Origin of the sequence: Streptomyces dysideae, assembly GCF_001514305.1 — a bacterium.
GTDB classification, from domain to species: Bacteria; Actinomycetota; Actinomycetes; order Streptomycetales; family Streptomycetaceae; genus Streptomyces; species Streptomyces dysideae.
Genome location: NZ_KQ949124.1, coordinates 45,311 through 66,324, shown reverse-complemented (window position 1 = coordinate 66,324; position 21,014 = coordinate 45,311). Strand labels below are relative to the sequence as shown.

General features: G+C 71.3%; 20 protein-coding genes and 1 pseudogene. 7 read left to right on the top strand and 14 right to left on the bottom strand.

The features are described from left to right. The 3 genes and pseudogenes from AQJ91_RS53080 to AQJ91_RS43970 all read right to left on the bottom strand — a co-directional run. Positions 1-136 (bottom strand): annotated as a pseudogene (locus tag AQJ91_RS53080) (sugar ABC transporter ATP-binding protein); the annotation flags it as partial. Between the two features lie 5 nt (positions 137-141). After that, the gene (locus AQJ91_RS43975) at positions 142-1,218 is read right to left on the bottom strand and encodes an ABC transporter permease (protein ID WP_067034437.1); all 1,077 of its coding nucleotides are present in this window, start codon (positions 1,216-1,218) and stop codon (positions 142-144) included. Then, positions 1,218-2,234 carry a sugar ABC transporter substrate-binding protein gene (locus AQJ91_RS43970; RefSeq protein ID WP_067034434.1) on the bottom strand — a complete coding sequence of 339 codons (1,017 nt, stop codon included), beginning with the start codon at positions 2,232-2,234 and terminating at the stop codon, positions 1,218-1,220. Before AQJ91_RS43970 ends, AQJ91_RS43975 begins: the two co-directional genes overlap by 1 nt. A gap of 284 nt (positions 2,235-2,518) precedes the next feature. On the opposite strand from AQJ91_RS43970, the gene iolC reads away from it, so the two are divergent. From iolC to AQJ91_RS43940, 6 genes are read left to right on the top strand one after another with little or no spacing between them, the layout of a single operon-like run. Beyond that, complete coding sequence (iolC, locus tag AQJ91_RS43965) at positions 2,519-3,490, top strand: 5-dehydro-2-deoxygluconokinase (RefSeq protein ID WP_067034431.1); 972 nt, start codon at positions 2,519-2,521, stop codon at positions 3,488-3,490. 26 nt (positions 3,491-3,516) lie between these two features. Beyond that, a complete protein-coding gene (locus tag AQJ91_RS43960) occupies positions 3,517-4,404 on the top strand; it encodes a Cgl0159 family (beta/alpha)8-fold protein (RefSeq protein WP_067034428.1) in 888 nt (295 codons plus the stop codon). Positions 4,405-4,418: 14 nt separating this feature from the next. Beyond that, on the top strand, positions 4,419-5,306 hold the full coding sequence (gene iolB, locus AQJ91_RS43955) for a 5-deoxy-glucuronate isomerase (protein ID WP_067034425.1): 888 nt from the start codon (positions 4,419-4,421) through the stop codon (positions 5,304-5,306). Between the two features lie 8 nt (positions 5,307-5,314). After that, a complete protein-coding gene (gene iolD / locus AQJ91_RS43950) occupies positions 5,315-7,201 on the top strand; it encodes a 3D-(3,5/4)-trihydroxycyclohexane-1,2-dione acylhydrolase (decyclizing) (protein WP_067034422.1) in 1,887 nt (628 codons plus the stop codon). A 28-nt stretch (positions 7,202-7,229) separates the two neighbouring features. Further along, a complete protein-coding gene (locus AQJ91_RS43945; RefSeq protein WP_067034419.1) occupies positions 7,230-8,732 on the top strand; it encodes a CoA-acylating methylmalonate-semialdehyde dehydrogenase in 1,503 nt (500 codons plus the stop codon). Between the two features lie 34 nt (positions 8,733-8,766). Then, positions 8,767-9,552 (top strand): GntR family transcriptional regulator, encoded by a 786-nt coding sequence (locus tag AQJ91_RS43940; protein WP_067034414.1) that lies wholly within the window; start codon positions 8,767-8,769, stop codon positions 9,550-9,552. On the opposite strand, the gene AQJ91_RS43935 is transcribed toward AQJ91_RS43940, so the two are convergent. The 11 genes from AQJ91_RS43935 to AQJ91_RS43885 form a co-directional block, all read right to left on the bottom strand. Continuing rightward, a complete protein-coding gene (locus AQJ91_RS43935) occupies positions 9,542-10,345 on the bottom strand; it encodes a DUF427 domain-containing protein (RefSeq protein ID WP_067034411.1) in 804 nt (267 codons plus the stop codon). The two genes, AQJ91_RS43940 and AQJ91_RS43935, sit on opposite strands and share 11 nt — an antisense overlap. 58 nt (positions 10,346-10,403) lie before the next feature. After that, the gene (locus tag AQJ91_RS43930; protein ID WP_067034408.1) at positions 10,404-11,393 is read right to left on the bottom strand and encodes an aldo/keto reductase; all 990 of its coding nucleotides are present in this window, start codon (positions 11,391-11,393) and stop codon (positions 10,404-10,406) included. A gap of 93 nt (positions 11,394-11,486) precedes the next feature. Then, positions 11,487-12,155 carry an NUDIX domain-containing protein gene (locus tag AQJ91_RS43925; protein ID WP_067034405.1) on the bottom strand — a complete coding sequence of 223 codons (669 nt, stop codon included), beginning with the start codon at positions 12,153-12,155 and terminating at the stop codon, positions 11,487-11,489. 119 nt (positions 12,156-12,274) lie between these two features. Then, positions 12,275-12,460 (bottom strand): hypothetical protein, encoded by a 186-nt coding sequence (locus AQJ91_RS43920; protein ID WP_067034402.1) that lies wholly within the window; start codon positions 12,458-12,460, stop codon positions 12,275-12,277. A 131-nt stretch (positions 12,461-12,591) separates the two neighbouring features. Continuing rightward, on the bottom strand, positions 12,592-13,884 hold the full coding sequence (locus AQJ91_RS43915; RefSeq protein ID WP_067034400.1) for an MFS transporter: 1,293 nt from the start codon (positions 13,882-13,884) through the stop codon (positions 12,592-12,594). Beyond that, positions 13,881-14,999 (bottom strand): PLP-dependent cysteine synthase family protein, encoded by a 1,119-nt coding sequence (locus AQJ91_RS43910; RefSeq protein WP_067034397.1) that lies wholly within the window; start codon positions 14,997-14,999, stop codon positions 13,881-13,883. Before AQJ91_RS43910 ends, AQJ91_RS43915 begins: the two co-directional genes overlap by 4 nt. A 59-nt stretch (positions 15,000-15,058) precedes the next feature. After that, a complete protein-coding gene (locus AQJ91_RS53075) occupies positions 15,059-15,421 on the bottom strand; it encodes a hypothetical protein (protein WP_067034395.1) in 363 nt (120 codons plus the stop codon). A gap of 64 nt (positions 15,422-15,485) precedes the next feature. Beyond that, positions 15,486-15,905 carry a hypothetical protein gene (locus AQJ91_RS43900; RefSeq protein ID WP_067034392.1) on the bottom strand — a complete coding sequence of 140 codons (420 nt, stop codon included), beginning with the start codon at positions 15,903-15,905 and terminating at the stop codon, positions 15,486-15,488. 60 nt (positions 15,906-15,965) lie between these two features. Then, a complete protein-coding gene (locus AQJ91_RS43895; RefSeq protein WP_067034389.1) occupies positions 15,966-19,340 on the bottom strand; it encodes a pyruvate carboxylase in 3,375 nt (1,124 codons plus the stop codon). 340 nt (positions 19,341-19,680) lie between these two features. Next, complete coding sequence (locus AQJ91_RS43890) at positions 19,681-20,010, bottom strand: DUF6343 family protein (protein WP_234383400.1); 330 nt, start codon at positions 20,008-20,010, stop codon at positions 19,681-19,683. A gap of 11 nt (positions 20,011-20,021) precedes the next feature. After that, the gene (locus tag AQJ91_RS43885; protein ID WP_067034455.1) at positions 20,022-20,447 is read right to left on the bottom strand and encodes a CBS domain-containing protein; all 426 of its coding nucleotides are present in this window, start codon (positions 20,445-20,447) and stop codon (positions 20,022-20,024) included. 147 nt (positions 20,448-20,594) lie between these two features. Between AQJ91_RS43885 and AQJ91_RS43880 the strand changes: the two genes are divergently transcribed. After that, complete coding sequence (locus tag AQJ91_RS43880; protein ID WP_067034386.1) at positions 20,595-21,014, top strand: CBS domain-containing protein; 420 nt, start codon at positions 20,595-20,597, stop codon at positions 21,012-21,014.

Here is a 21,014-nt window from a genome sequence, read left to right as displayed (position 1 = left end):
CGACGCCGTGCAGGGCACGGACGTTGCCGTAGGACTTGCCGGTGGCCTTCAGCTCGACGACCGGCTTGCCGTCCTTCTCGGGGGCCGTGTCCGCGATGACGGCGCCGTGGGTGCCGGTTCCGTTGGTGGATGTCATGGGGGTCACCTCCGGGTCGCCGTGCGGCTGACCCACAGATTGATCAGGACGGCGCCGAGCAGCATCACGCCGAGGAACGCCTTGAACCAGTCGGGGTTCCAGCCGGCGTAGACGATGCCCTGCTGCACCATGCCGAACATGAACGCGCCGAAGACCGGGCCGATCGCGGAACCGGAGCCACCGGTCAGCAGGCAGCCGCCGATGACCGCCGCCGAGATGTAGATCAGCTCGATGCCGACGCCCTCGCCGGACTGCACGGTGTTGAAGGAGAACAGCTGGTGCATGCCGAGGAACCAGGCGCCGAAGCCGACCAGCATGAACAGCGAGATCTTGGTGAAGTTCACCGGGACACCGACGGCGCGGGCGGAGTCCTTGTTGCCACCGACCGCGAAGATCCAGTTGCCGTACTTGGTACGCAGCAGCACCCACGTGGCGATGGCCGCGAAGACCAGCCAGTACACGATGGTGATCTTGACATTGACGCCGCCGACCTCGAACGAGGAGGCGAAGACGCTCTTCGCCTGGTCGAAGCCGTCCATGTCGCTGATGTCGTCGGTGGCCACGTTGCCGGTGACCAGCTTGGTCACCGCGAGGTTCACGCCCTGCAGGATCAGGAACGTGCCGAGGGTGACCAGGAAGCTCGGCAACCCGGTCTTGACCACCATCCAGCCGTTGAAGAACCCGACCGCCAGCGACACCAGCAGCGCCACGAGCACGCCGACCCAGACGTTCATGCTCAGCTGGTAGGCGAGCATGCTCGCGGTCAGCGCCGAGGCGATCACCGCGACGCCCGACGACAGGTCGAACTCGCCGCCGATCATCAGCAGCGCCACCGGGATCGCCACGATCCCGATCGTCGACGACTGGTAGAGGATGTTCGCCATCGAGCTGCCGTCACGCACCGGCGGGGCGGCGATCAGGAAGAAGACGTACACCGCCACGGCGCCGAGGAAGACGCCGACCTCGGGACGGGCCAGCAGCCGCAGCGCCAGGGGGCGTTCGGCGGTCCGGCCGTCGGTTTCCTTCGGGCCGGGGGCCGGCGGTGTGGTCACCGCCGGCTCAGCCTGTCGGGTCATGCTCATCACCGGGTGCCCTTCGCGGCGAACTTGGCGATCGCCTCGACGTTGGACTTGTCGACGAACGCCGGGCCGGTCAGGACCGGCTGCTCACCGCCGCCCATGTAGTTGCCGTTGTTCTTGTACAGCCACAGCGAGTCGATCGCCAGGTAGCCCTGGAGGTAGGGCTGCTGGTCCACCGCGAACTCGATGGTGCCCTCGCTGATGGCTCCGGTCAGCTGCTTGTTGAGGTCGAAGGTGGCGACCTTCGCCTTGCTGCCCGCCTCGGACACCGACTGCGCCGCGGTCAGCGCGAACGGGGCACCCAGGGCGACGACGTAGTCGATGTCGCTGTCCTGCTTGAGCTTGGCGGTGATCGTCGACTTCACGGACGGCATATCGGTGCCGTTGACGTTCAGGGTCTCGGTGTCGCCCTCGAAGGTCTTCTTCACGCCGTCGCAGCGCTGGGTGAGGCCGATGTTGCCCTGCTCCTGGATGACACAGACGGCCTTCTTGGCACCGGCCTCGTTCAACCGCTTGCCGAGCGCCTCGCCGGCCACGGTCTCGTCCTGGCCGAAGAACTCCATCAGGCCGAGCTTCTGCCACTCGCTCACACCGGAGTTGAGGCCGACGACGGGTATCCCGGCCGCGTTCGCCTTGCTGACGACGTCCTTGAGGGCGTCCGGCTTGGCGAGCGTGATCGCGATGCCGTCGACCTTCTGGTCGATCGCGTTCTGCACCAGGTTGGCCTGGTTGCCCGCGTTCGGGTCGGCGGAGTAGACAAGCTTGACGTTGCCCTTGGCCGCGGCGGCCTCGGCGCCCTTGCGGACGATGTCCCAGAAGGTGTCACCGGCCGACTGGTGGGTCACCAGGGCGATGGTCATGCGGGGCGTGGTCGCCTTGCCCGCGGAGGCGCCGTCCGCGCTCTCCTCGGCCTTCTTGCCGCCGGAGCTGCTGGAACAGCCTGCAAGGGTCAGAGCTGCCGCCGCGGCCACGGCCACCACGGGGGTCAGTCTGCGGGAGCGAGAGTAAGAGCGGTCCATCTTTCCAGCACCTCACTGTGCGACGGGGGGAAAGGCAGGGGATCACGGGGATCCGGGCCCGGGCCCTCGGGAAGCCCGGGTCGTGTGCCGTGAAACACGGCAGTTGCGCTGGGACGGGATCCAATCCCTTGATACGTCCGCTGTCAATACTTTGTTAAGACATCATTTCACATGCAGGTCCGAATGTAAGTACAAAGTATTGACAGCGCCACCCTTCGCGACCTACACCTGGGAGGCGGCAGGCCCTCTGGGACCCGCACCCCCACCAGCTCTAGGAGCGTCGCATGGCCGAGTCAGCCCCGCCCTTCGACCTGATCACGATGGGCCGCATCGGAGTGGATCTTTACCCCCTGCAGTCTGGCGTATCGCTGGCACAGGTGGAGACCTTCGGCAAATTCCTAGGCGGTTCTGCGGCAAACGTGGCCGTCGCCGCCGCCCGGCTCGGCCGCTCCACCGCGGTCATCACCCGCACCGGCGACGACCCCTTCGGCGCCTATCTGCACGCGGCGCTGAAGGACTTCGGCGTGGACGACCGCTGGGTGACGCCCGTGGCCGCGTACCCGACGCCGGTGACGTTCTGCGAGATCTTCCCGCCGGACCACTTCCCGCTGTACTTCTACCGGCAGCCCAAGGCCCCTGACCTGGAGATTCACACCGAGGAGCTGGACTACTTCGCGATCCGCTCGGCCCGTGTCTTCTGGATCACCGGCACCGGTCTGAGCGAGGAGCCGAGCCGCTCCGCCACCTTCGCCGCCCTCAAGGCGCGCGCCAAGGCGGGCACCACGGTCTTCGACCTCGACTGGCGACCCGCGCTTTGGAACAACACAGCCTGGAGGGACCCCGAGGAGGCCCGCCCGTACTACGCGGAGGCCCTCCGGCACGTCACGGTCGCGGTCGGCAATCTCGACGAGTGCGAGATCGCCACCGGCGTCCGCGAGCCGCGCGCGTGCGCCGAGGCGCTGCTGGAGGCGGGCGTGGAGCTGGCGGTGGTCAAGCAGGGCCCCAAGGGCGTCCTGGCCGTGCACCGCGACGGCACGACGGCCGAGGTGCCGCCGGTGCCGGTCGAGGTGGCCAACGGTCTCGGCGCCGGCGACGCCTTCGGCGGCTCGCTCTGCCATGGGCTGCTGTCCGGCTGGGATTTGGCTGAAACCATGCGGTACGCAAATGCTGCGGGTGCCCTCGTGACATCCCGTCTGGCCTGCTCCTCCGCGATGCCGACCGAGGCCGAGGTCGAGGACCTCCTCGCCCGCGGCTGACCGATTCATCCCTGAAGGAGCTTTCCTTGAGCATCAGCATCCCCGACCTCGTCTCGGTCAGAGCCCGGCACCCGGAGGCGATCGCCGAGGCCGCCGCCCGCCGGGTGCGCCGCCCGCTGGTCGGCGACAGCGGCCGCCTGCTGATCGTGGCCGCCGACCATCCGGCGCGCGGCGCGCTCGGCGTCGGCGACCGGCGGCTGGCCATGGCCGACCGGGCCGACCTGCTGGAGCGGCTGTGCGTCGCGCTGTCGCGGCCGGGCGTGGACGGGGTGCTCGGCACCGCCGACATCCTGGAGGACCTGCTGCTGCTCGGGGCGCTGGAGAACAAGGTCGTCATGGGCTCCATGAACCGCGGCGGCCTGGCCGGCGCCGCCTTCGAGCTGGACGACCGCTTCACCGGCTACCGCGCCCAGGACATCGCCCGGCTCCGCTTCGACGCGGCCAAGACCCTCACCCGTATCGACTACGACGACCCCGGCTCGCTCACCACCCTGGAGGCGACCGCCCGCGCGGTCGACGCGTGCGCGGAGCACCGGCTGCCCGTCTTCGTCGAGCCGTTCGTCTCCCGGCGGGTCGACGGCAGGGTCCACAACGACCTGTCCGCCGAGGCGGTCACCAAGTCGATCGCCATCGCCGCGGGCCTCGGCGGCACCTCCGCCTACACCTGGCTGAAACTGCCGGTCACCGACGAACCCGACGACATGGCCCAGGTCCTGGAGACGTCCACACTCCCGGTGGTACTGCTGGGCGGCGAGGTCGGGGGCTCCGTTGAAGAACAAGCGGGCGCCTACGCGCGCTGGCGCAAGGCGCTCAGGCTGCCCACCGTGCAGGGCATGGTCGTCGGCCGTTCGCTGCTCTACCCGGCCGGGGGCAGCGTGGAGACGGCGGTGGACACGGCCGTCGGCCTGTTGTGACGCGGAGGCACACGATGACGTATCACCTTCCCGCAGGAAAGGCGCTCGGCGGCCCGTACGTCGTGGACGTGACGCCCGAGAAGGCCGGCTGGGGCTACTCCAGTCTGCGGATCCTGGAACTGCCGCCCGGCGGCACGCACACCTTCGACACCGGTGACAGCGAGTGGATCGTCCTGTCGCTGACCGGCGGCTGCACGGTCACGACGGCCGACGACTTCGGCCACAGCACCTTCGAGGTCACCGGCCGCGACAGCGTGTTCAGCGGCGTCAGCGACTTCGTGTACGCGCCGCGGGACGCCCGTACGACCGTCTCGACCACGGACGGCGGACGGTTCGCGCTGACCGGCGCGCGCTGCACGCGGCGCCTGCCCGCCCGGTACGGTCCGGCGTCGTCGGTGCCGGTGGAGCTGCGCGGCACGGGCAGCAGCAGCCGCCAGGTGAACAATTTCGGCGCGGCGAGTGTCTTCGAGTGCGACAAGCTCATCGCGGTCGAGGTGATCACTCCCGGCGGCAACTGGTCGTCCTTCCCGCCGCACAAGCACGACGAGCACCGCCCCGGCGAGGAGTCGGTGCTGGAGGAGATCTACTACTTCGAGTTCGCCGACCACGACGGCACCCCCGGCCTCGGCTACCAGCGCGTCTCCCCGTCCGGGCAGGGCCGGAACACGGACGTGCTGGCCGAGGTGCGCGGCGGTGACGTCGTGCTGATCCCCGACGGCTGGCACGGGCCCTCGATGGCGGTGCCCGGCCACCACATGTACTACCTGAACGTCATGGCGGGCCCCGAGGCCGAGCGTGCCTGGCTGATCTGCGACCACCCCGATCACGCCTGGGTCCGCGGCACCTGGCCCGAGCAGCCCGTCGACCCCCGTCTGCCCCTCTACACCGCTCCGTCCCAGTGAGGTCCCCGATGAGCCAGCCCACCGTCCGCCTGACCGTCGCCCAGGCTCTGGTGCGGTTCCTGTCCGCCCAGTACTCCGAGCGCGACGGCGTACGGCACCGGCTGATCGCCGGCACCTGGGGCATTTTCGGCCATGGCAACGTCGCCGGCCTCGGTCAGGCCCTGATGGAGGCAGGCATCGAACCAGGCGCCGCGATGCCGTACCACCAGGGCCGCAACGAGCAGTCCATGGTGCACGCGGCGGTCGGCTACGCCCGCCAGCTCAACCGCCTCTCCACCCAGGCGGTGACCACCTCCATCGGCCCGGGTGCGACGAACCTCGTCACGGGCGCCGCCCTGGCCACCGTCAACCGGCTGCCGGTCCTGCTGCTGCCCGGCGACTACTTCGCGACCCGCGTCGCCGACCCGCTGCTCCAACAGCTGGAGCACCCCACCGAGGCGGACGTGTCGGTCAACGACACCCTGCGGCCCGTGTCCCGGTTCTTCGACCGCATCACCCGCCCCGAGGCCCTGATCCCGTCGGCCCTCCAGGCCATGCGGGTCCTCACCGACCCCGCCGAGACCGGCGCCGTCACCCTCGCCCTGCCGCAGGACGTGCAGGCGGAGGCGTACGACTGGCCGGAGGAGTTCTTCGCCGAGCGGGTGTGGCACGTACGGCGTCCCGCGCCGGACCCGGTCGAGCTGGCGGAGGCCGTGCGGGCGATCCGGGGCGCCTCCCGGCCGCTGGTCGTGGCGGGCGGCGGCGTCCACCACAGCGAGGCCGAGGACGCGCTGAAGGCGTTCGCCGAGGCCACCGGCATCCCGGTCGCCTCCACCCAGGCCGGCAAGGGCTCCCTGCGCCACGACCACCCCGCCGACCTCGGCGGCATCGGCCACACCGGCACGGCGGTCTGCGACGACATCGCCCGCGGCGCGGACGTCGTCATCGGCGTGGGCACCCGCTACACCGACTTCACCACCGCCTCCGGGACGCTGTTCCAGAACCCCGACGTGCGGTTCGTGAACCTCAACATCGCCGCCTTCGACGCCCACAAGCTGTCCGCGCGAACGCTGGTCTGCGATGCGCGGACCGGGCTCGAGAAGCTGGCGGAAGCACTGGCCGGGCACCGGGTGGACCCGGCGTACGAGGCCGAGTACGGCGCCGGCAAGGAGCGCTGGGAGCGGGTCGTCGACGCCGCCTACCGCGCCGACGACGAGAACGCCGTACCGACGCAGACCCAGGTGCTCGGCGCCCTGGACGCGGTCGTCGGCGACGACGACGTGGTCATCAACGCGGCCGGCTCGCTTCCGGGCGACCTGCACAAGCTGTGGCGGGCGCGCAGCCCTCGCCAGTACCACCTGGAGTACGGCTACTCCTGCATGGGCTACGAGATCCCGGCCGGCATCGGCGTCCAGCAGGCCACGCCCGACACGCCGGTGTGGGCGCTGGTGGGCGACGGCACCTATCTGATGATGCCGACCGAGATCGTCACCGCCGTCCAGGAGGGCCTGCCGGTCAACCTGGTCCTCATCCAGAACCACGGGTACGCCTCCATCGGCGGCCTCTCCGAGACGGTCGGCGGCGAGCGCTTCGGCACCGCCTACCGCTACCGCGCGGCCGACGGCACCTTCAGCGGCGCCCCGCTCCCCGTCGACCTTGCCGCCAACGCGGGCAGCCTCGGCATGGACGTGCTGCGCGCCAAGACGGCGCGCGAGCTGCGCGAGGCGCTGGCCGCCGCCCGTGCCTCCGACCGGCCGACGTGCGTGTACGTCGAGACCGACACCGCCACCCCGACCGCTCCCCCGGCCGAGGCCTGGTGGGACGTGCCGGTGGCCGAAGTCGCCTCCCGCAAGGCCGCGTCGACCGCTCGCGAGGAGTACGACCGCCAGGTCGCCGACCGCCGCCTCCACCTCTGAACTCCCCTCCCCGAAAGGCCCCCGCACCATGAAGACCATCACCCACTGGATCGACGGCAAGCCCGTCGAGGGCACCTCCGGCCGCTTCGGCGCCGTCTACGACCCGGCGACCGGCGCCCAGGAGAAGCAGGTCGCGTTCGCGACCGTCGACGAGGTGGACGCCGCCGTCGCCTCCGCGAAGGCCGCGTTCGAGAGCTGGGGTCAGGCGTCCCTGGCCAAGCGCACCGCGATCCTCTTCAAGTACCGCGAGCTGCTGGACGCCCACCGCGACGAGATCGCCGAGCTGATCACCGCCGAGCACGGCAAGGTGCACTCCGACGCGCTGGGCGAGGTCGCGCGCGGCATGGAGATCGTCGAGCTGGCCTGCGGGATCACCGTGCAGCTGAAGGGCGAACTGTCGACGCAGGTCTCGACCCGGGTCGACGTGGCCTCGATCCGGCAGCCGCTGGGCGTGGTCGCGGGCATCACGCCGTTCAACTTCCCGGCCATGGTGCCGATGTGGATGTTCCCGATCGCGATCGCGTGCGGCAACACCTTCGTGCTGAAGCCGAGCGAGAAGGACCCGTCGGCGTCGTACCGCCTCGCCGAGCTGGCCGCCGAAGCCGGGCTGCCGGACGGCGTCCTGAACATCGTGCAGGGCGACAAGGTGGCCGTCGACCGCATCCTGGAGCACCCGGACATCGAGGCGGTCTCCTTCGTCGGTTCGACGCCGATCGCCAAGTACATCCAGCTCAAGGCGGTCGAGCACGGCAAGCGCGTACAGGCCCTCGGCGGCGCCAAGAACCACATGCTCGTGCTCCCCGACGCCGATCTGGACTTCGCCGCGGACCAGGCGATCAACGCGGCGTACGGCTCGGCGGGCGAGCGCTGCATGGCCGTGTCGGTCGTGGTGGCCGTCGGTGACACCGGTGACGAGCTGGTCGGCAAGATCGCCGAACGGGCGAAGAACCTGCGCATCGGCCCCGGCACCGACCCGGCGTCCGAGATGGGCCCGCTGATCACGCGCGAGCACCGGGACAAGGTCGCCTCGTACGTGGCGAGCGCGGCGGAGCAGGGCGCCGAGGTCGTCGTCGACGGCACCGGCCACTCGGTGGAGGGACACCCCGAGTGCGCGGCCGGCTTCTTCCTCGGTGTCTCGCTGCTGGACCGGGTGCCGCTGACGGCGGACGCGTACAAGGACGAGATCTTCGGCCCGGTGCTGGTCGTGGTCCGTGCGGAGTCGTACGACGAGGCCATCAAGCTGATCAACGACTCCCGCTGGGGCAACGGCACCGCGATCTTCACCCGCGACGGCGGCGCCGCCCGCCGCTTCCAGCTGGAGGTCAAGGCGGGCATGGTCGGCGTGAACGTGCCGATCCCGGTGCCCGTCGGCTACCACTCCTTCGGTGGCTGGAAGGACTCACTCTTCGGCGACCTGCACGTCTACGGCAACGACGGCGTCGCCTTCTATACCCAGGGCAAGGTGATCACCACGCGCTGGCCGGACCCGTCCGACGCCGGTATCAACCTCGGTTTCCCCAGCCACTCCTGACACACCAGCCGAGGGACGACAAGAAGGAGGCCCCATGGCGAAGACCCGCGTCACCACTCGTGCCGTGACCGCCCCCGCGCTCGACTCGCTGGACTTCGCCCTGGACCGGGGCAGTCCGGTGCCGCTCTACTACCAGCTGGCACAGCAGCTGGAGGCGGCGATCGAGCACGGTGTCCTCGCCCCGGGCAACCTCCTGGGCAACGAGGTCGACCTGTCGGTACGGCTGGGCCTGTCCCGGCCGACCGTCCGGCAGGCGATCCAGTCCCTCGTGGACAAGGGACTGCTGGTGCGGCGGCGCGGGGTGGGCACGCAGGTGGTGCACAGCCAGGTCAAGCGGCCGCTCGAACTGAGCAGTCTCTACGACGACCTGGAGGCCGCCGGGCAGGGGCCGACCACCGAGGTCGTCCGCAACGAGCGCGTCCAGGCGGCCGCGGACGTGGCGGCCGCGCTCGGGATCGCGGAGGGCGCCGAGGTCACGCTGCTGGAGCGGCTGCGCTGCACGCACGGCCAGCCGGTGGCGATCCTCTGCAACTACCTGCCCGCGACGCTGCTCGACCTGGACACGGCCCGGCTGGAGGCGACGGGCCTGTACCGGATGATGCGCACCGCCGGCATCACCCTGCACAGCGCCCGCCAGACCATCGGCGCCCGCTCTGCCACCGCCGAGGAGGGCGAACGCCTCGACGAGGCCGAGGGCGCGGCGCTGCTGACCATGCAGCGCACGGCGTACGACGACACGGGTCGACCGGTCGAGTACGGGACGCACATCTACCGCGCGTCCCGGTACGCGTTCGACTTCCAGCTGCTGGTCAGGCCCTGAGGCTCGCGGTGAACGGCGTGACCGGGCGCTCCAGACGCTCGCCGTCCACAGTGAGGGCCACGGCCTCGTTGTAGAAGGCGAGCAGCCCCTTGACGGCGCCCACCGCGGGCAGCGGTTCCGCGTAGCTCCATACGATGTTCCGCGGGACGTCGCCCTCGCCGCGCCAGGTCCAGTACCGGGCCGTGCCCTTGTAGGGGCAGCCGGTGCTGTGGTCGGTGGGTTCGAACAGGTCGAGGCGGACGTCCTCGCGGGGGATGTAGTACCGCGTCGGCAGCCCGGTCTCGAAGAGCAGCACCGGGCGATGGGTGTCCGCGACCGTCGTGCCGGCGACCTCGACCTGGACATGGCGGCTGCTGGGCAGGGCGTCCACCCGTTTGTGCGGGTCGCGCGGGTGGACGAAGATCTCTTCCTCCTCCTCGTACCAGTGGTCGAGGCCGCTGCCCCAGTGCAGGAACCACTCGAAGGCGATGTGCCCGGCGAGGTCTGCGGCGGGGAAGGTCCAGGCCGCGTTCTCCACGAGCTCGCCGCCGGCTTCGAGGTCGTAGAAGACCTGCGATCCGGTGTGCGAGCCCGTCGGGGGGTTCCTGGCCGGTCGGAGGAGGTCGGTGCGGACCTCCTCGCGGGGGAACGCGTAACACGGCACGGGCACCTCGGGCTCCCAGACCAGGAGGGGGTGCCGGCTGTCGACGACGGTGACGTCGCCCTTCCGGCCGCGCACCCAGCGCTCGCCGGGCTCCCACAGGAGGCCTTCGGAGGTCGTACGGACGGACCGCTCGGTGGGGAACAGAGGCATGGCCACTCTCCTTCGACGCCTCTGTGGAGCCTACTGCGGCGGTGTCCGACCGGCGCGGTCAGTAGTGGACGGAGTCCAGCCGGGCCCGCTGCTCCGGGGTCAGCTCCAGGTCGACGGCGGCCAGGTTCTCCTCCAGCTGGGCCACGGACGACGCCCCGGCCAGCGGGATGATCGGCAGGTCGCCGCCGATCTGCCAGGCCAGGACGACCTGGTTGACGGTCGCGCCGGTCTCCTGGGCGACCTCGCGCAGCACCTTCAGGCGGGCCGGGGTGCCGGGGTGGTCGAAGTCCGGCGGCAGCGGCACGTCCGGACGGACGTAGGCGCCCTTCAGCAGCGGCGAGTAGGCGACCAGGGTGAGACCGGGCTCGGCCCGCAGATAGCTCAGCAGCTCGGCGCCGGCGCGGCCGAGGCTGCCGTCGGGGAACAGGTCCTGGGGCACGTCGGCGCGGGGCCGCAGGTGACTGTGCTCGTACTGGAACACCTCATAGCCGGGCAGCCCGGCCGCGGCGGCGAGGGCGCGGGCCCGCTCCACCCGCCAGACGGCGTGGTTGCTGACGCCCAGCAGCCCGACCGTGCCCTCGGCGACCAGTTCGGCGAAGCCCTCGACGGTCTCCTGGAGAGGGACCTTGTGGTCCTCGATGTGGGCGTACAGCAGGTCGATCTTCGGCACTCCGAGGCGTTCGCGGCTGCGTTCGGCGGACTCGCGGATCACCTTCGCCGACAGGCCCTCCGCGTTGTCGACGTAGCTGGTGCCGGGGGCCAGGGGGCGGGCGCCGAGCTTGGTCGCGATGACGATCTCGTCGCCGACGCCGCGGCTGCGCCGCCAGCGGCCGAGCAGTTCCTCGCTCTGGCCGCCCTGGCTCCCGTCCTCCCAGAAGGCGTAGTTGTCGGACGTGTCGATGAAGTTGCCGCCGGCCTCGACATAGCGGTCGAGTACGGCGAAGGAGGTCTCCTCGTCCGTGCGCGAGCCGAACAGCATCGCGCCGAGCGCGAGGACGCTCACCTCGCGGCGGTGCTTGGGGTCGGTGCCGATGGTGCGGTACTTCATGATGATTCCTCCCCGATGGGCCGGGATTTTCGGCTCCTGGGGAGTCTTCATCTTGAAGTGCACTTGAAGTCAAGCCACTTCACACCAGGCACTTCACACCTTCTGGGCGAACGGCCCCTCCAGTGCGGCCCATTGCAGCAGCATGATGGTCTTCGCGTCGGCGATCTCCCCGGTCCGGATCATCTCCAGGGCCCTGTGGAAGGGCAGTTCGACGATCTCGATGTCCTCGCCCTCCTCGTCCAGGCCACCGCCCTCGTGGGTGCGGGTCGCGGGGCCGTAGGCGGCGGCGTAGAAGCTGACGCGTTCGGTGACCGAGCCGGGGCTCATGTAGACGTCGAAGACGTGCCGGACCTCGCCGATGGTGTGCCCGGTCTCCTCGACGACCTCGCGCCGTACGGCGATCTCCGGGTGCTCGTCATCGTCGTCGAGCAGTCCGCCCGGTGTCTCGACGAGCATGCCGTCGGGGTGGCCGTTGACGTAGACCGGGAACCGGAACTGGCGGGTGAGCAGCACGGTTTCGCGTTCGGCGTCGTAGAGCAGCATGGTGGCGCCGTTGCCGCGGTCGTGGGTCTCGCGCTGCTGGGTGCTCCAGGTGCCGTCGGCGTGCTGGAGGTCGAAGGTCGTGTTGCGTTCGACGTACCAGTAGCTGGACAGGAGCTGGACGTCCCGCACCTTGACCCGCGGGTTGCCGGTGAGGTCCCGGCCGGTCCGGTCGAGTCCGGTGCGGCCGCGGCGGTCGGGGGTGTCGATACCGGCGGTCATCTCGGGGCTGCGGGGTGGGAGGGGAAGGACAAAGTGGTCATGCCTGCTTCTACCATCCTCGGGTGTCTGGGGTCGTACGAGGGCAGGGGCCTGTCGGATCCGGTCCCGCCGGACAGGCCCTAATCGTCCGAGCCCGAGCCCGACCCCCGGTTCGAACGCCCCGACCTGCGCACCAGCTCACCCGCCGCCAGGGTCACGGCGGCCACCCCGCGCGCCCAGCGGGGGCCACCCCGTTCCGCCCACACGACGCAGGCGCAGCCGCCGGCGACCAGCAGGACGACGCCGACCAAGACGAGCACGATCACGCTCTTCCCCCTCATTTTCTGTTGCGGTCCGTGCCATCCTCTCAGTCCGCGGGCTGTCGCTGGTGCTGCGGGCTGTCCCCGAACTGCTCGGTGAGGGCGGGGGCGAGCGGTCGGCTCGCCCCCGCCCCGGGTCAGGCCGCCGCGGGTTCGCGTGCGGCGGCGGTGGGTGTCAGGTGGCCGGAGCGGTGCAGCCCGTACAGGGACGCGGCGCAGGCCACGCCCAGGACCAGCAGCGCGAGCCACGGCAGTGCGGACAGGCCCGCAGACCGGGCGGTGTCCAAAGCCGCCCCGGTGAGCAGGTTGCCCAAGGTGATGCCTATGCCGCAGATGGTGTTGTAGAGCCCGTAGTGGGTGGCGACGAGCCGGTCACCGGAGAGCCGGACGATCGTGTCCATCTCGAAGGGATACGCGATCATCGTGCCCAGCGCCAGCATCAGCGCGGACAGGGTCGGAGGTACCGCGGCCAGCACCTGGCGTCCGAGCCCCGCGTCCGGCACGGGCACGACCGTCGCCGCCAGCAGCGGCACGAACGCGAGCCCCATGGCCAGCAGCCCCCAGGTCAGGGCCTGTCCGGGCGCCCAGCGGGCCCTGCACCACGCGGTCACCCGGGTCTGGCCGAAGATCGTGGCCAGCCCGGACGCGGCGAACAGCAGCGCTACGGCCGCCGTCCCGAACTCCCCGTCGCCACCGAGGCGTCGTACCTCCAGCGGCAGCGCCAGATACACCTGGAAGGACAGGACGTACGAGCCGATCATGGCCGTGGAGAAGAGCAGGAAGGCGCGGTTGCGCACGACGCCCCGCCACTGTGCGAGCACGTTCTCCCGGCCACCGGCGTCCGCGGCACGGTCGGCTTTGCGGGCGGGGAGCTCCCGGATCTGTACGACGCTCAGTACGGCGAAGACCGCCGCCGAGACGAGGCAGGTGATCCGGAAGTCGAAGCCGGTCAGCAGCATCCCCACCAGCGGGCCGAGCAGAATGCCCGCCTGGTAGAAGACGTTGAAGAGGGCGAAGGCCTCGACGCGCCGTTCGCCCGCGTCGGCGGCGAGGTAGGCGCGTACCGCCGGGTTGAACAGCGCGCCCGCGAACCCGGTCGCCGCCGAGGCCGCGAGCAGCGCCGGCACCGAGTCGACCAGGCCGAGTGTGGCGAAGCCGGCCGTGCGCAGCACACAGCCCGCGACGATCAGCGGCTTGTAGCCGAACCGGTCGGCGAGGGTGCCGCCGACGAGGAACATGCCCTGCTGGCTGAAGTTCCGTACGCCCAGGACGAGTCCGACCAGCCAGCCGGCCAGGCCGAGGGTGCCGGAGAGGTGCGCGGCCAGGTACGGCATCAGCATGTAGAAGCCGAGGTTGATGGTGAACTGGTTGAGCAGGAGCAGCTGGACGCTCCGGTCGTAGGTGCGGACCTGCGCGAGGGTCGTCTTCACAGGTCCTCGCCGCCTTCCGCGCCGGCCGTCTCTCCCGCCGTCGCCGGGGAGAGCGGGTCGCGGACCCCGGTGCAGCGGGTCCAGCGGGTGACCTCCTTCTCGTCCGGGCGGCCCACGACCTCGGGTTCGGGCGCGGGCGGCACGTCCAGCAGTCCGCGCTCGGCGCAGTAGCCGTCGTCGTAGACGGTCTCCAGGTAGCGCTGCGGGCCGTCCGGGAAGACCGCCACGACCCGGGTGTTCCGGGCGCTGGTACGGGCGACCCAGCCGGCCACCAGCGCGACCGCGCCGACACTCCAGCCACCGGTGGCGTAGTGCGAGCCGGCCAGCTGCCGGCACGCCCAGACCGCTTCGGCCGGCGCCACCCAGTGCACCTCGCTGAAGTCGTCGTAGGCGACGTTGCGCGGGTAGATGCTCGAACCGAGCCCCCGCATCAGGCGGGGCCGGTTGGGCTGGCCGAAGATGGTCGAGCCGACCGTGTCGACGCCCACCAGCCGCAGCCCGGGGTACAGCTGGCGCAGGACGCGGGAGATGCCCGCGGAGTGTCCGCCGGTGCCGACGCTGCACACCAGGACGTCGATGTGGCCCATCTGGGAGGCGAGTTCGAGGGCCAGGGGGGTGTACGCGGAGACGTTGTCGGGGTTGTTGTACTGGTCCGGGCACCACGCTCCGGGGTGCTCCGCCAGCAGCTCGGCGACCCGGTCGCGGCGGGCCTGCTGCCAGCCTCCGGTGGCGTGCGGCTTCTCGACGAGGTCGACCTTCGCGCCGTAGGCGGCGAGCAGCCTGGTCATCGAGGGTTCCAGGCCCGGGTCGGTGACGAGGGTGACGGGGTGGCCGTACACCATGCCGGCCAGGGCGAGGCCGAGGCCGAGGGTGCCGCTGGTCGACTCGACGACCGGACGGCCCGGCTGCAGTTCGCCGCGGGCGCGGGCCCGTTCGACCATGTGCAGTCCGGGGCGGTCCTTGATGCCGCCGGGGTTGAAGCCCTCCAGCTTCGCCCAGAAGCCGCGGTCGGCCGGGGTGAAGGGCTGGGAGACGTGCAGTACGGGGGTGTTGCCGACGAGACCCGGGAGGGTGGAGCCGGCGGGAGTGAAGTCACTCGTGGTCAGGGAGTGCATGTGTGTCGCTCTCGATCGGTGTGAACGCGTGCGGATGCTCGGCGTGGTGCGCGCGGCTCCTATATGCGCCACCGACAGAGGGCGGGGAGGGCTGACCGGCCGCCGCTCGGCGGCAGTCTTCGTACGGCGGTCACCGGTACGGGCGTCGTGTCCGGCGCCGACGGGTCCACCGTGGCCTCGGTCGGCGCGGTACGCGGCGAGGACTGCGGGAACGCAGCGGACTCGGCGTCGGAGTCGTGGCAGCGCTCGGTGGGTTCGGAGGCGTCGAACGTCCCGCTCGCGGCGGCGGCCGAGCGGCCGTGCGGGTGCTCCGGGGAGTGGAGTTGGTCGCCGAGACACGCGAGCAACGTGAGGAGCAGGGCGTACAGCAGCGTGGTCAGGATGATCCGGCTGTTCCGGAAGCGGGCAGGGGGGAGCGGCACAGGTCCTCCGCGCAGAGGAAGGTGGGGGGTCACGGTGAACTGCGTGAGAAGCGCTGACCCTGGTCTAGACGCGGAGAACCGCGGATGCGGCCGCGTGCGCGGGCGGCGCCACGAGGTCCCGCGGCGCGGCATGACGGACCGCCACCGGGCGGAGCGGCTCGTTCTCGTCGCTCACCGGGTGCAGCGGGGACAGACAGGGCGCCGCCATGTCGGGGCCCTGCGACGGCTGTCCGAGCGCGCAGTCCTCGCCCGCGTGCTGGTGTCCGTGGCCGTCGGAGTGGTCCGTCAGGTCCTCGGCGACGGACTCGACGTGCACGGTGGACACCGACACGCGGTCGGTGCCGAGGTGACTCACCGTCGCCTCGGGACTGACCGCGTGTGTGTACAACAGGCCGAAGAGGAACAGGCCCAGCCCCAGGACACGCCACAGAGCCGCTGTCGAGCGGCTCCGGCGTGCACCGGAAGGAGACCAGGCCGTAATCACGCCGTGATCCTAACCCGTCCTCCCGGGCACAGCGCGCGATCAAGCCACCCGGCGGGCCGGTCAGGCGATCTCGACGAGCAGGTCGCCGCCCTCCACCTGCTGGATGCCGTTGATGGCCAGCCGCGACACCTTCCCGGACTTGGCGGCGGTGATCGCGGCCTCCATCTTCATCGCCTCGATGGTGGCCACCGTGCCGCCGGCCGCCACCTCGTCCCCCTCGGCGACCGCGAGGGTCACCACGCCGGCGAACGGCGCGGCGACATGGCCGGGGTTGGCCCGGTCGGCCTTCTCCGTCACCGGGATGTCGGAGGCGGCCGCGGTGTCGCGGACCTGGATCGGCCGGAGCTGGCCGTTCAGGGTCGACATCACGGTGCGCAGGCCGCGTTCGTCGGCCTCGCCGACGGCCTCCAGTTCGATGAGCAGCCGTACGCCGGGTTCGAGGTCGACGGCGTACTCCTTGCCGGGGCGCAGCCCGTAGAAGAAGTCCTTGCTGTCCAGGACGCTGGTGTCGCCGTAGGTCTGACGGTGTGTCTCGTACTCGCGGGTCGGCCCGGGGAAGAGCAGCCGGTTGAGGGTCGCGCGGCGTTCCTTCACCAGTCCGGTGCGGTCGTCCGCGGTCAGTTCCCGCATCGGCTTGGGTGCGGCGCGGCCCTCCAGCGCCCGGGTGCGGAACGGCTCCGGCCAGCCGCCGGGCGGGTTGCCCAGCTCGCCGTGCAGGAAGCCGATGACGGAGTCGGGGATGTCGAACCGGCCCGGTGTCGCCTCGAAGTCGTCCGGTGCCACGTCGGCGCCCACGAGGTGCAGGGCGAGGTCGCCGACGACCTTCGACGAGGGGGTGACCTTCACCAGCCGGCCGAGGATGCGGTCGGCGGCGGCGTACATCGCCTCGATGTCCTCGAAGCGGTCGCCGAGGCCCAGCGCGACCGCCTGGGTGCGCAGGTTGGAGAGCTGCCCGCCGGGGATCTCGTGGTGGTAGACGCGTCCGGTGGGCGAGGCCAGGCCGGCTTCGAAGGGTGCGTAGATCCTGCGGACGCTCTCCCAGTACGGCTCCAGGTCGCCGACGGCCTGGAGGTCGAGGCCGGTGGGCCGCGCGGAGTGGTCGGTGGCGGCGACGATCGCCGACAGCGAGGGCTGCGAGGTGGTGCCCGCCATGGAGGCCACCGCGCCGTCGACGGCGTCCGCGCCGGCCTGGATCGCGGCGAGGTAGGTGGCGAGCTGGCCGCCCGCGGTGTCGTGGGTGTGGAGGTGGACGGGGAGGTCGAACTCCAGCCGCAGCGCGGATACGAGCGTCGCGGCGGCCGGGGCGCGCAGCAGGCCCGCCATGTCCTTGACGGCCAGGACGTGGGCGCCCGCCTCGACGATCTGCTCGGCCAGGCGGAGGTAGTAGTCCAGGGTGTACAGCCGCTCCGCCGGGTCGGACAGGTCGGAGGTGTAGCAGAGGGCGACCTCGGCGACGGCGGTCCCGGTCTCGCGTACGGCGTCGATGGCGGGCCGCATCTGGCCCACGTCGTTCAGCGCGTCGAAGATACGGAAGACGTCGATGCCGGTCGCGGCGGCCTCCTGCACGAAGGCGTCGGTCACCTCGGTCGGGTACGGCGTGTAGCCGACGGTGTTGCGGCCGCGCAGCAGCATCTGCAGGCAGATGTTGGGGACGGCCTCGCGGAGTGCGGCCAGGCGTTCCCAGGGGTCCTCGGCGAGGAAGCGGAGCGCGACGTCGTAGGTGGCGCCGCCCCAGCACTCCAGGGAGAGCAGTTGGGGCAGGGTGTGGGCCACCGTGGGGGCGACGGCGAGGAGGTCCTTGGTGCGGACCCGGGTGGCGAGCAGTGACTGGTGGGCGTCGCGGAAGGTGGTGTCGGTGACGCCGATGGTCGGCGACTCGCGCAGCCACCGGGCGAAGCCCTCCGGGCCGAGTTCGACGAGCCGCTGCCGGGAGCCGGCGGGCGGTTCGGCGGCGGACAGGGGCGGGAGTTTGGTGACCGGGTCGATCAGGTCGGGCCGTTCGCCGTGCGGCCTGTTCACGGTGACGTCGGCGAGGTAGGTCAGCAGTTTCGTGCCGCGGTCGGCGGAGTGACGTGCCGTCAGCAGGTGCGGGCGCCGCTCGATGAACGACGTGGTGACCTGCCCGGCCTGGAAGTCGGGGTCGTCCAGCACGGCTTGCAGGAACGGAATGTTGGTGGCCACGCCGCGGATGCGGAACTCGGCGACGGCACGCCGGGCGCGGCCGATCGCGGCCTTGAAGTCGCGGCCCCGGCAGGTGAGTTTGACCAGCATCGAGTCGAAGTGCGCGCTGATCTCCGTACCGGCGTGGGTGGTTCCGCCGTCGAGGCGGATGCCCGAGCCGCCCGGTGAGCGGTACGCGCTGATGCGGCCGGTGTCGGGGCGGAAGCCGTTGGCCGGGTCCTCGGTGGTGATACGGCACTGCAGTGCGGCGCCGCGCAGGACGACGGTCTCCTGGGACAGCCCGAGGTCGGCCAGTGTCTCCCCGGCGGCGATGCGCAGTTGGGCCTGGACGAGGTCGACGTCGGTGACCTCCTCGGTCACCGTGTGCTCGACCTGGATGCGCGGGTTCATCTCGATGAAGACGTGGTTTCCGTCGCGGTCGAGCAGGAACTCCACGGTGCCGGCGTTGCGGTAGCCGATCTCGCGGGCGAACCGGACGGCGTCGGCGCAGATCCGGTCGCGCAGCGCGGGGTCGAGGTTGGGCGCGGGGGCGACCTCGATCACCTTCTGGTGGCGGCGCTGCACCGAACAGTCACGCTCGAACAGGTGGATGACGTTGCCGTGTCCGTCGGCGAGGATCTGTACCTCGATGTGGCGGGGTTCGACGACGGCCTTCTCCAGGAAGACCGTGGGGTCGCCGAACGCGGACGCCGCCTCGCGGGCCGCGGCCTCGATGGACTCGCGCAGGGTCGCCGGGTCCTCGACGCGTCGCATGCCGCGCCCGCCGCCGCCGGCGACCGCCTTGACGAACACGGGGAAGCCGATGTCCCCGGCGGCGCGGACCAGTTCGTCGATGTCGGTGGAGGGTGCGGAGGAGCCCAGCACGGGTACGCCGGCGGCGCGGGCGGCGGCGACCGCGCGCGCCTTGTTGCCGGTCAGCTCGAGCGTTTCGGCGCTCGGCCCGACGAAGGTGATGCCGGCCTCCTCGCAGGCGCGCGCGAGGTCGGGGTTCTCCGACAGGAACCCGTACCCCGGGTACACGGCGTCGGCACCGGCCCGCTGTGCCGCGCGGACGATCTCCTCGACCGAGAGGTAGGCGCGCACCGGGTGTCCCGGCTGGCCGATCTCATAGGCCTCGTCGGCCTTCAGCCGGTGCAGCGAATTGCGGTCCTCGTGCGGGAAGACGGCGACGGTTCGCGCGCCCAGCTCATAGCCGGCGCGGAACGCTCGAATCGCGATCTCACCACGGTTGGCGACCAGTACCTTGCGGAACATCCTGGATCCCTTCGCCTGCCGGTGACGTGCACCATGGTGTCGGCGACCGCCCAGTGGCGCCATATGAGCCGGGCCACTCGTCCGGCGGGATCAGGTCGCGGGGAATCGGCGGCGCCCGAGCCCGCGTCCGGCGGCGTGATCCGCCGCACAGGCCTCAGCCGCCCCGCTCCCGCCGCAGCCGGCGCGCCACAACCACCAGGTCCGCCGCCGCGGCCACGGCAAGCAGCGCACACACCACGGCCGGGAGAACCCCCAGCGACCGACGACAACGCGACCGGGGCCCCTCTGGACGAGTGCGTGCCCGAGCCCGCGTCCAGCCGCATGATCCGCCGCACAGGCCTCAGCCGCCCCGCTCCCGCCGCAGCCGGCGCGCCACAACCACCAGGTCCGCCGCCGCGGCCACGGCGAACAGCGCGCACACCACGGCCAGGCCGACCAGGACACCGCGGCCGGGAGAGTCCCCGGCGTCCGACCGCGCGGCCCACAGGCCGAACGGTGCGGTCGCCGCGGCGAACAGTGGCAGGAACACGGCTGACAGCAGTCGGCGCAGCCGTAGCGGGCTCTGTGCCGTCCAGGGTTCGGTGCCCGTGCGCGGGAAGCGGCGGCCGATCACGCCCGATCGCGACCGGGGTACCGGCCGCTGCGTCAGTCCGGGGTGTCGGTCGCTCACGGGTGCCTCCGTCAGTGGTTCGGGGCGGCCTTGCTGATGTCCGACAGGGCGGAGTGCGGGTCCTCGGTGACGGCGAGGTCGCCCAGGCTGACGATGCCGACCGGGCAGCCACCGTGTTCGACGACCGGGAGCCGGCGGACGTGGAACCGCCGCATCAGCTCCACCGCGCGCTCGGTGGTGTCGTCCGGCGTCAGGGTCACCACCGGTGGGCGGGTGCACACCGCTCCGACCGGGGTGCTCTCGGGGTCGCGGTCCTCGGCGAGCGCCCGGAGCACGATGTCCCGGTCGGTGAGCACACCGAACAGGTCGCAGTCGTACGCCACCAGGACGTCGCCGATGTCCTGCTCGCGCATCATCCGCGCCGCGCGCGCCACCGTGGTCATCGGCTCGACGGCCGCCGTGCCGGGCGACATCACGTCTCGTATCAGCCGGGCCATGCTGACCTCCCGCATGCTGCGTCGGCGCGGCGTTCCGTACCGGCCGCGTAGCCCGCACCGGCGGTGATAAACCAACCGCCGGCCACGCATGGGAAACCCCGCCCACCGGGTACTCGGGAATCCCCGAGACGCACAACGGAGGTAGCCATGGCTCAGCGTGTCGCGGAGATCATGACGCCGGACCCGGTGACGGTGAGCGAGAAGACGCCGGTCGCCGAGGTCGCACGGCTCATGCGGGAGAAGAACATCGGAGACGTCATCATCACCGAGGCGGAACATGTGCGCGGTCTGGTGACCGACCGCGACCTGGTGGTCCGGGCCATCGCCGAACACCGTGACCCCGATTCCACCACCGTCGGCGAGGTGTGCAGCAGCGACCTGGTGACCTGCTCTCCCCAGGACCGGATCGACCAGGCGGTGCAGCTGATGCGTGAGCACACCCTGCGGCGGCTGCCGGTCGTCGAGGGCGACCGCGTCGTGGGCGCCCTCAGCCTGGGTGACCTGGCCGTCGAGCGCGATCCCCGGTCGGTGCTCTCCGACATCAGCGCCGCGGAACCGAACCGGTAG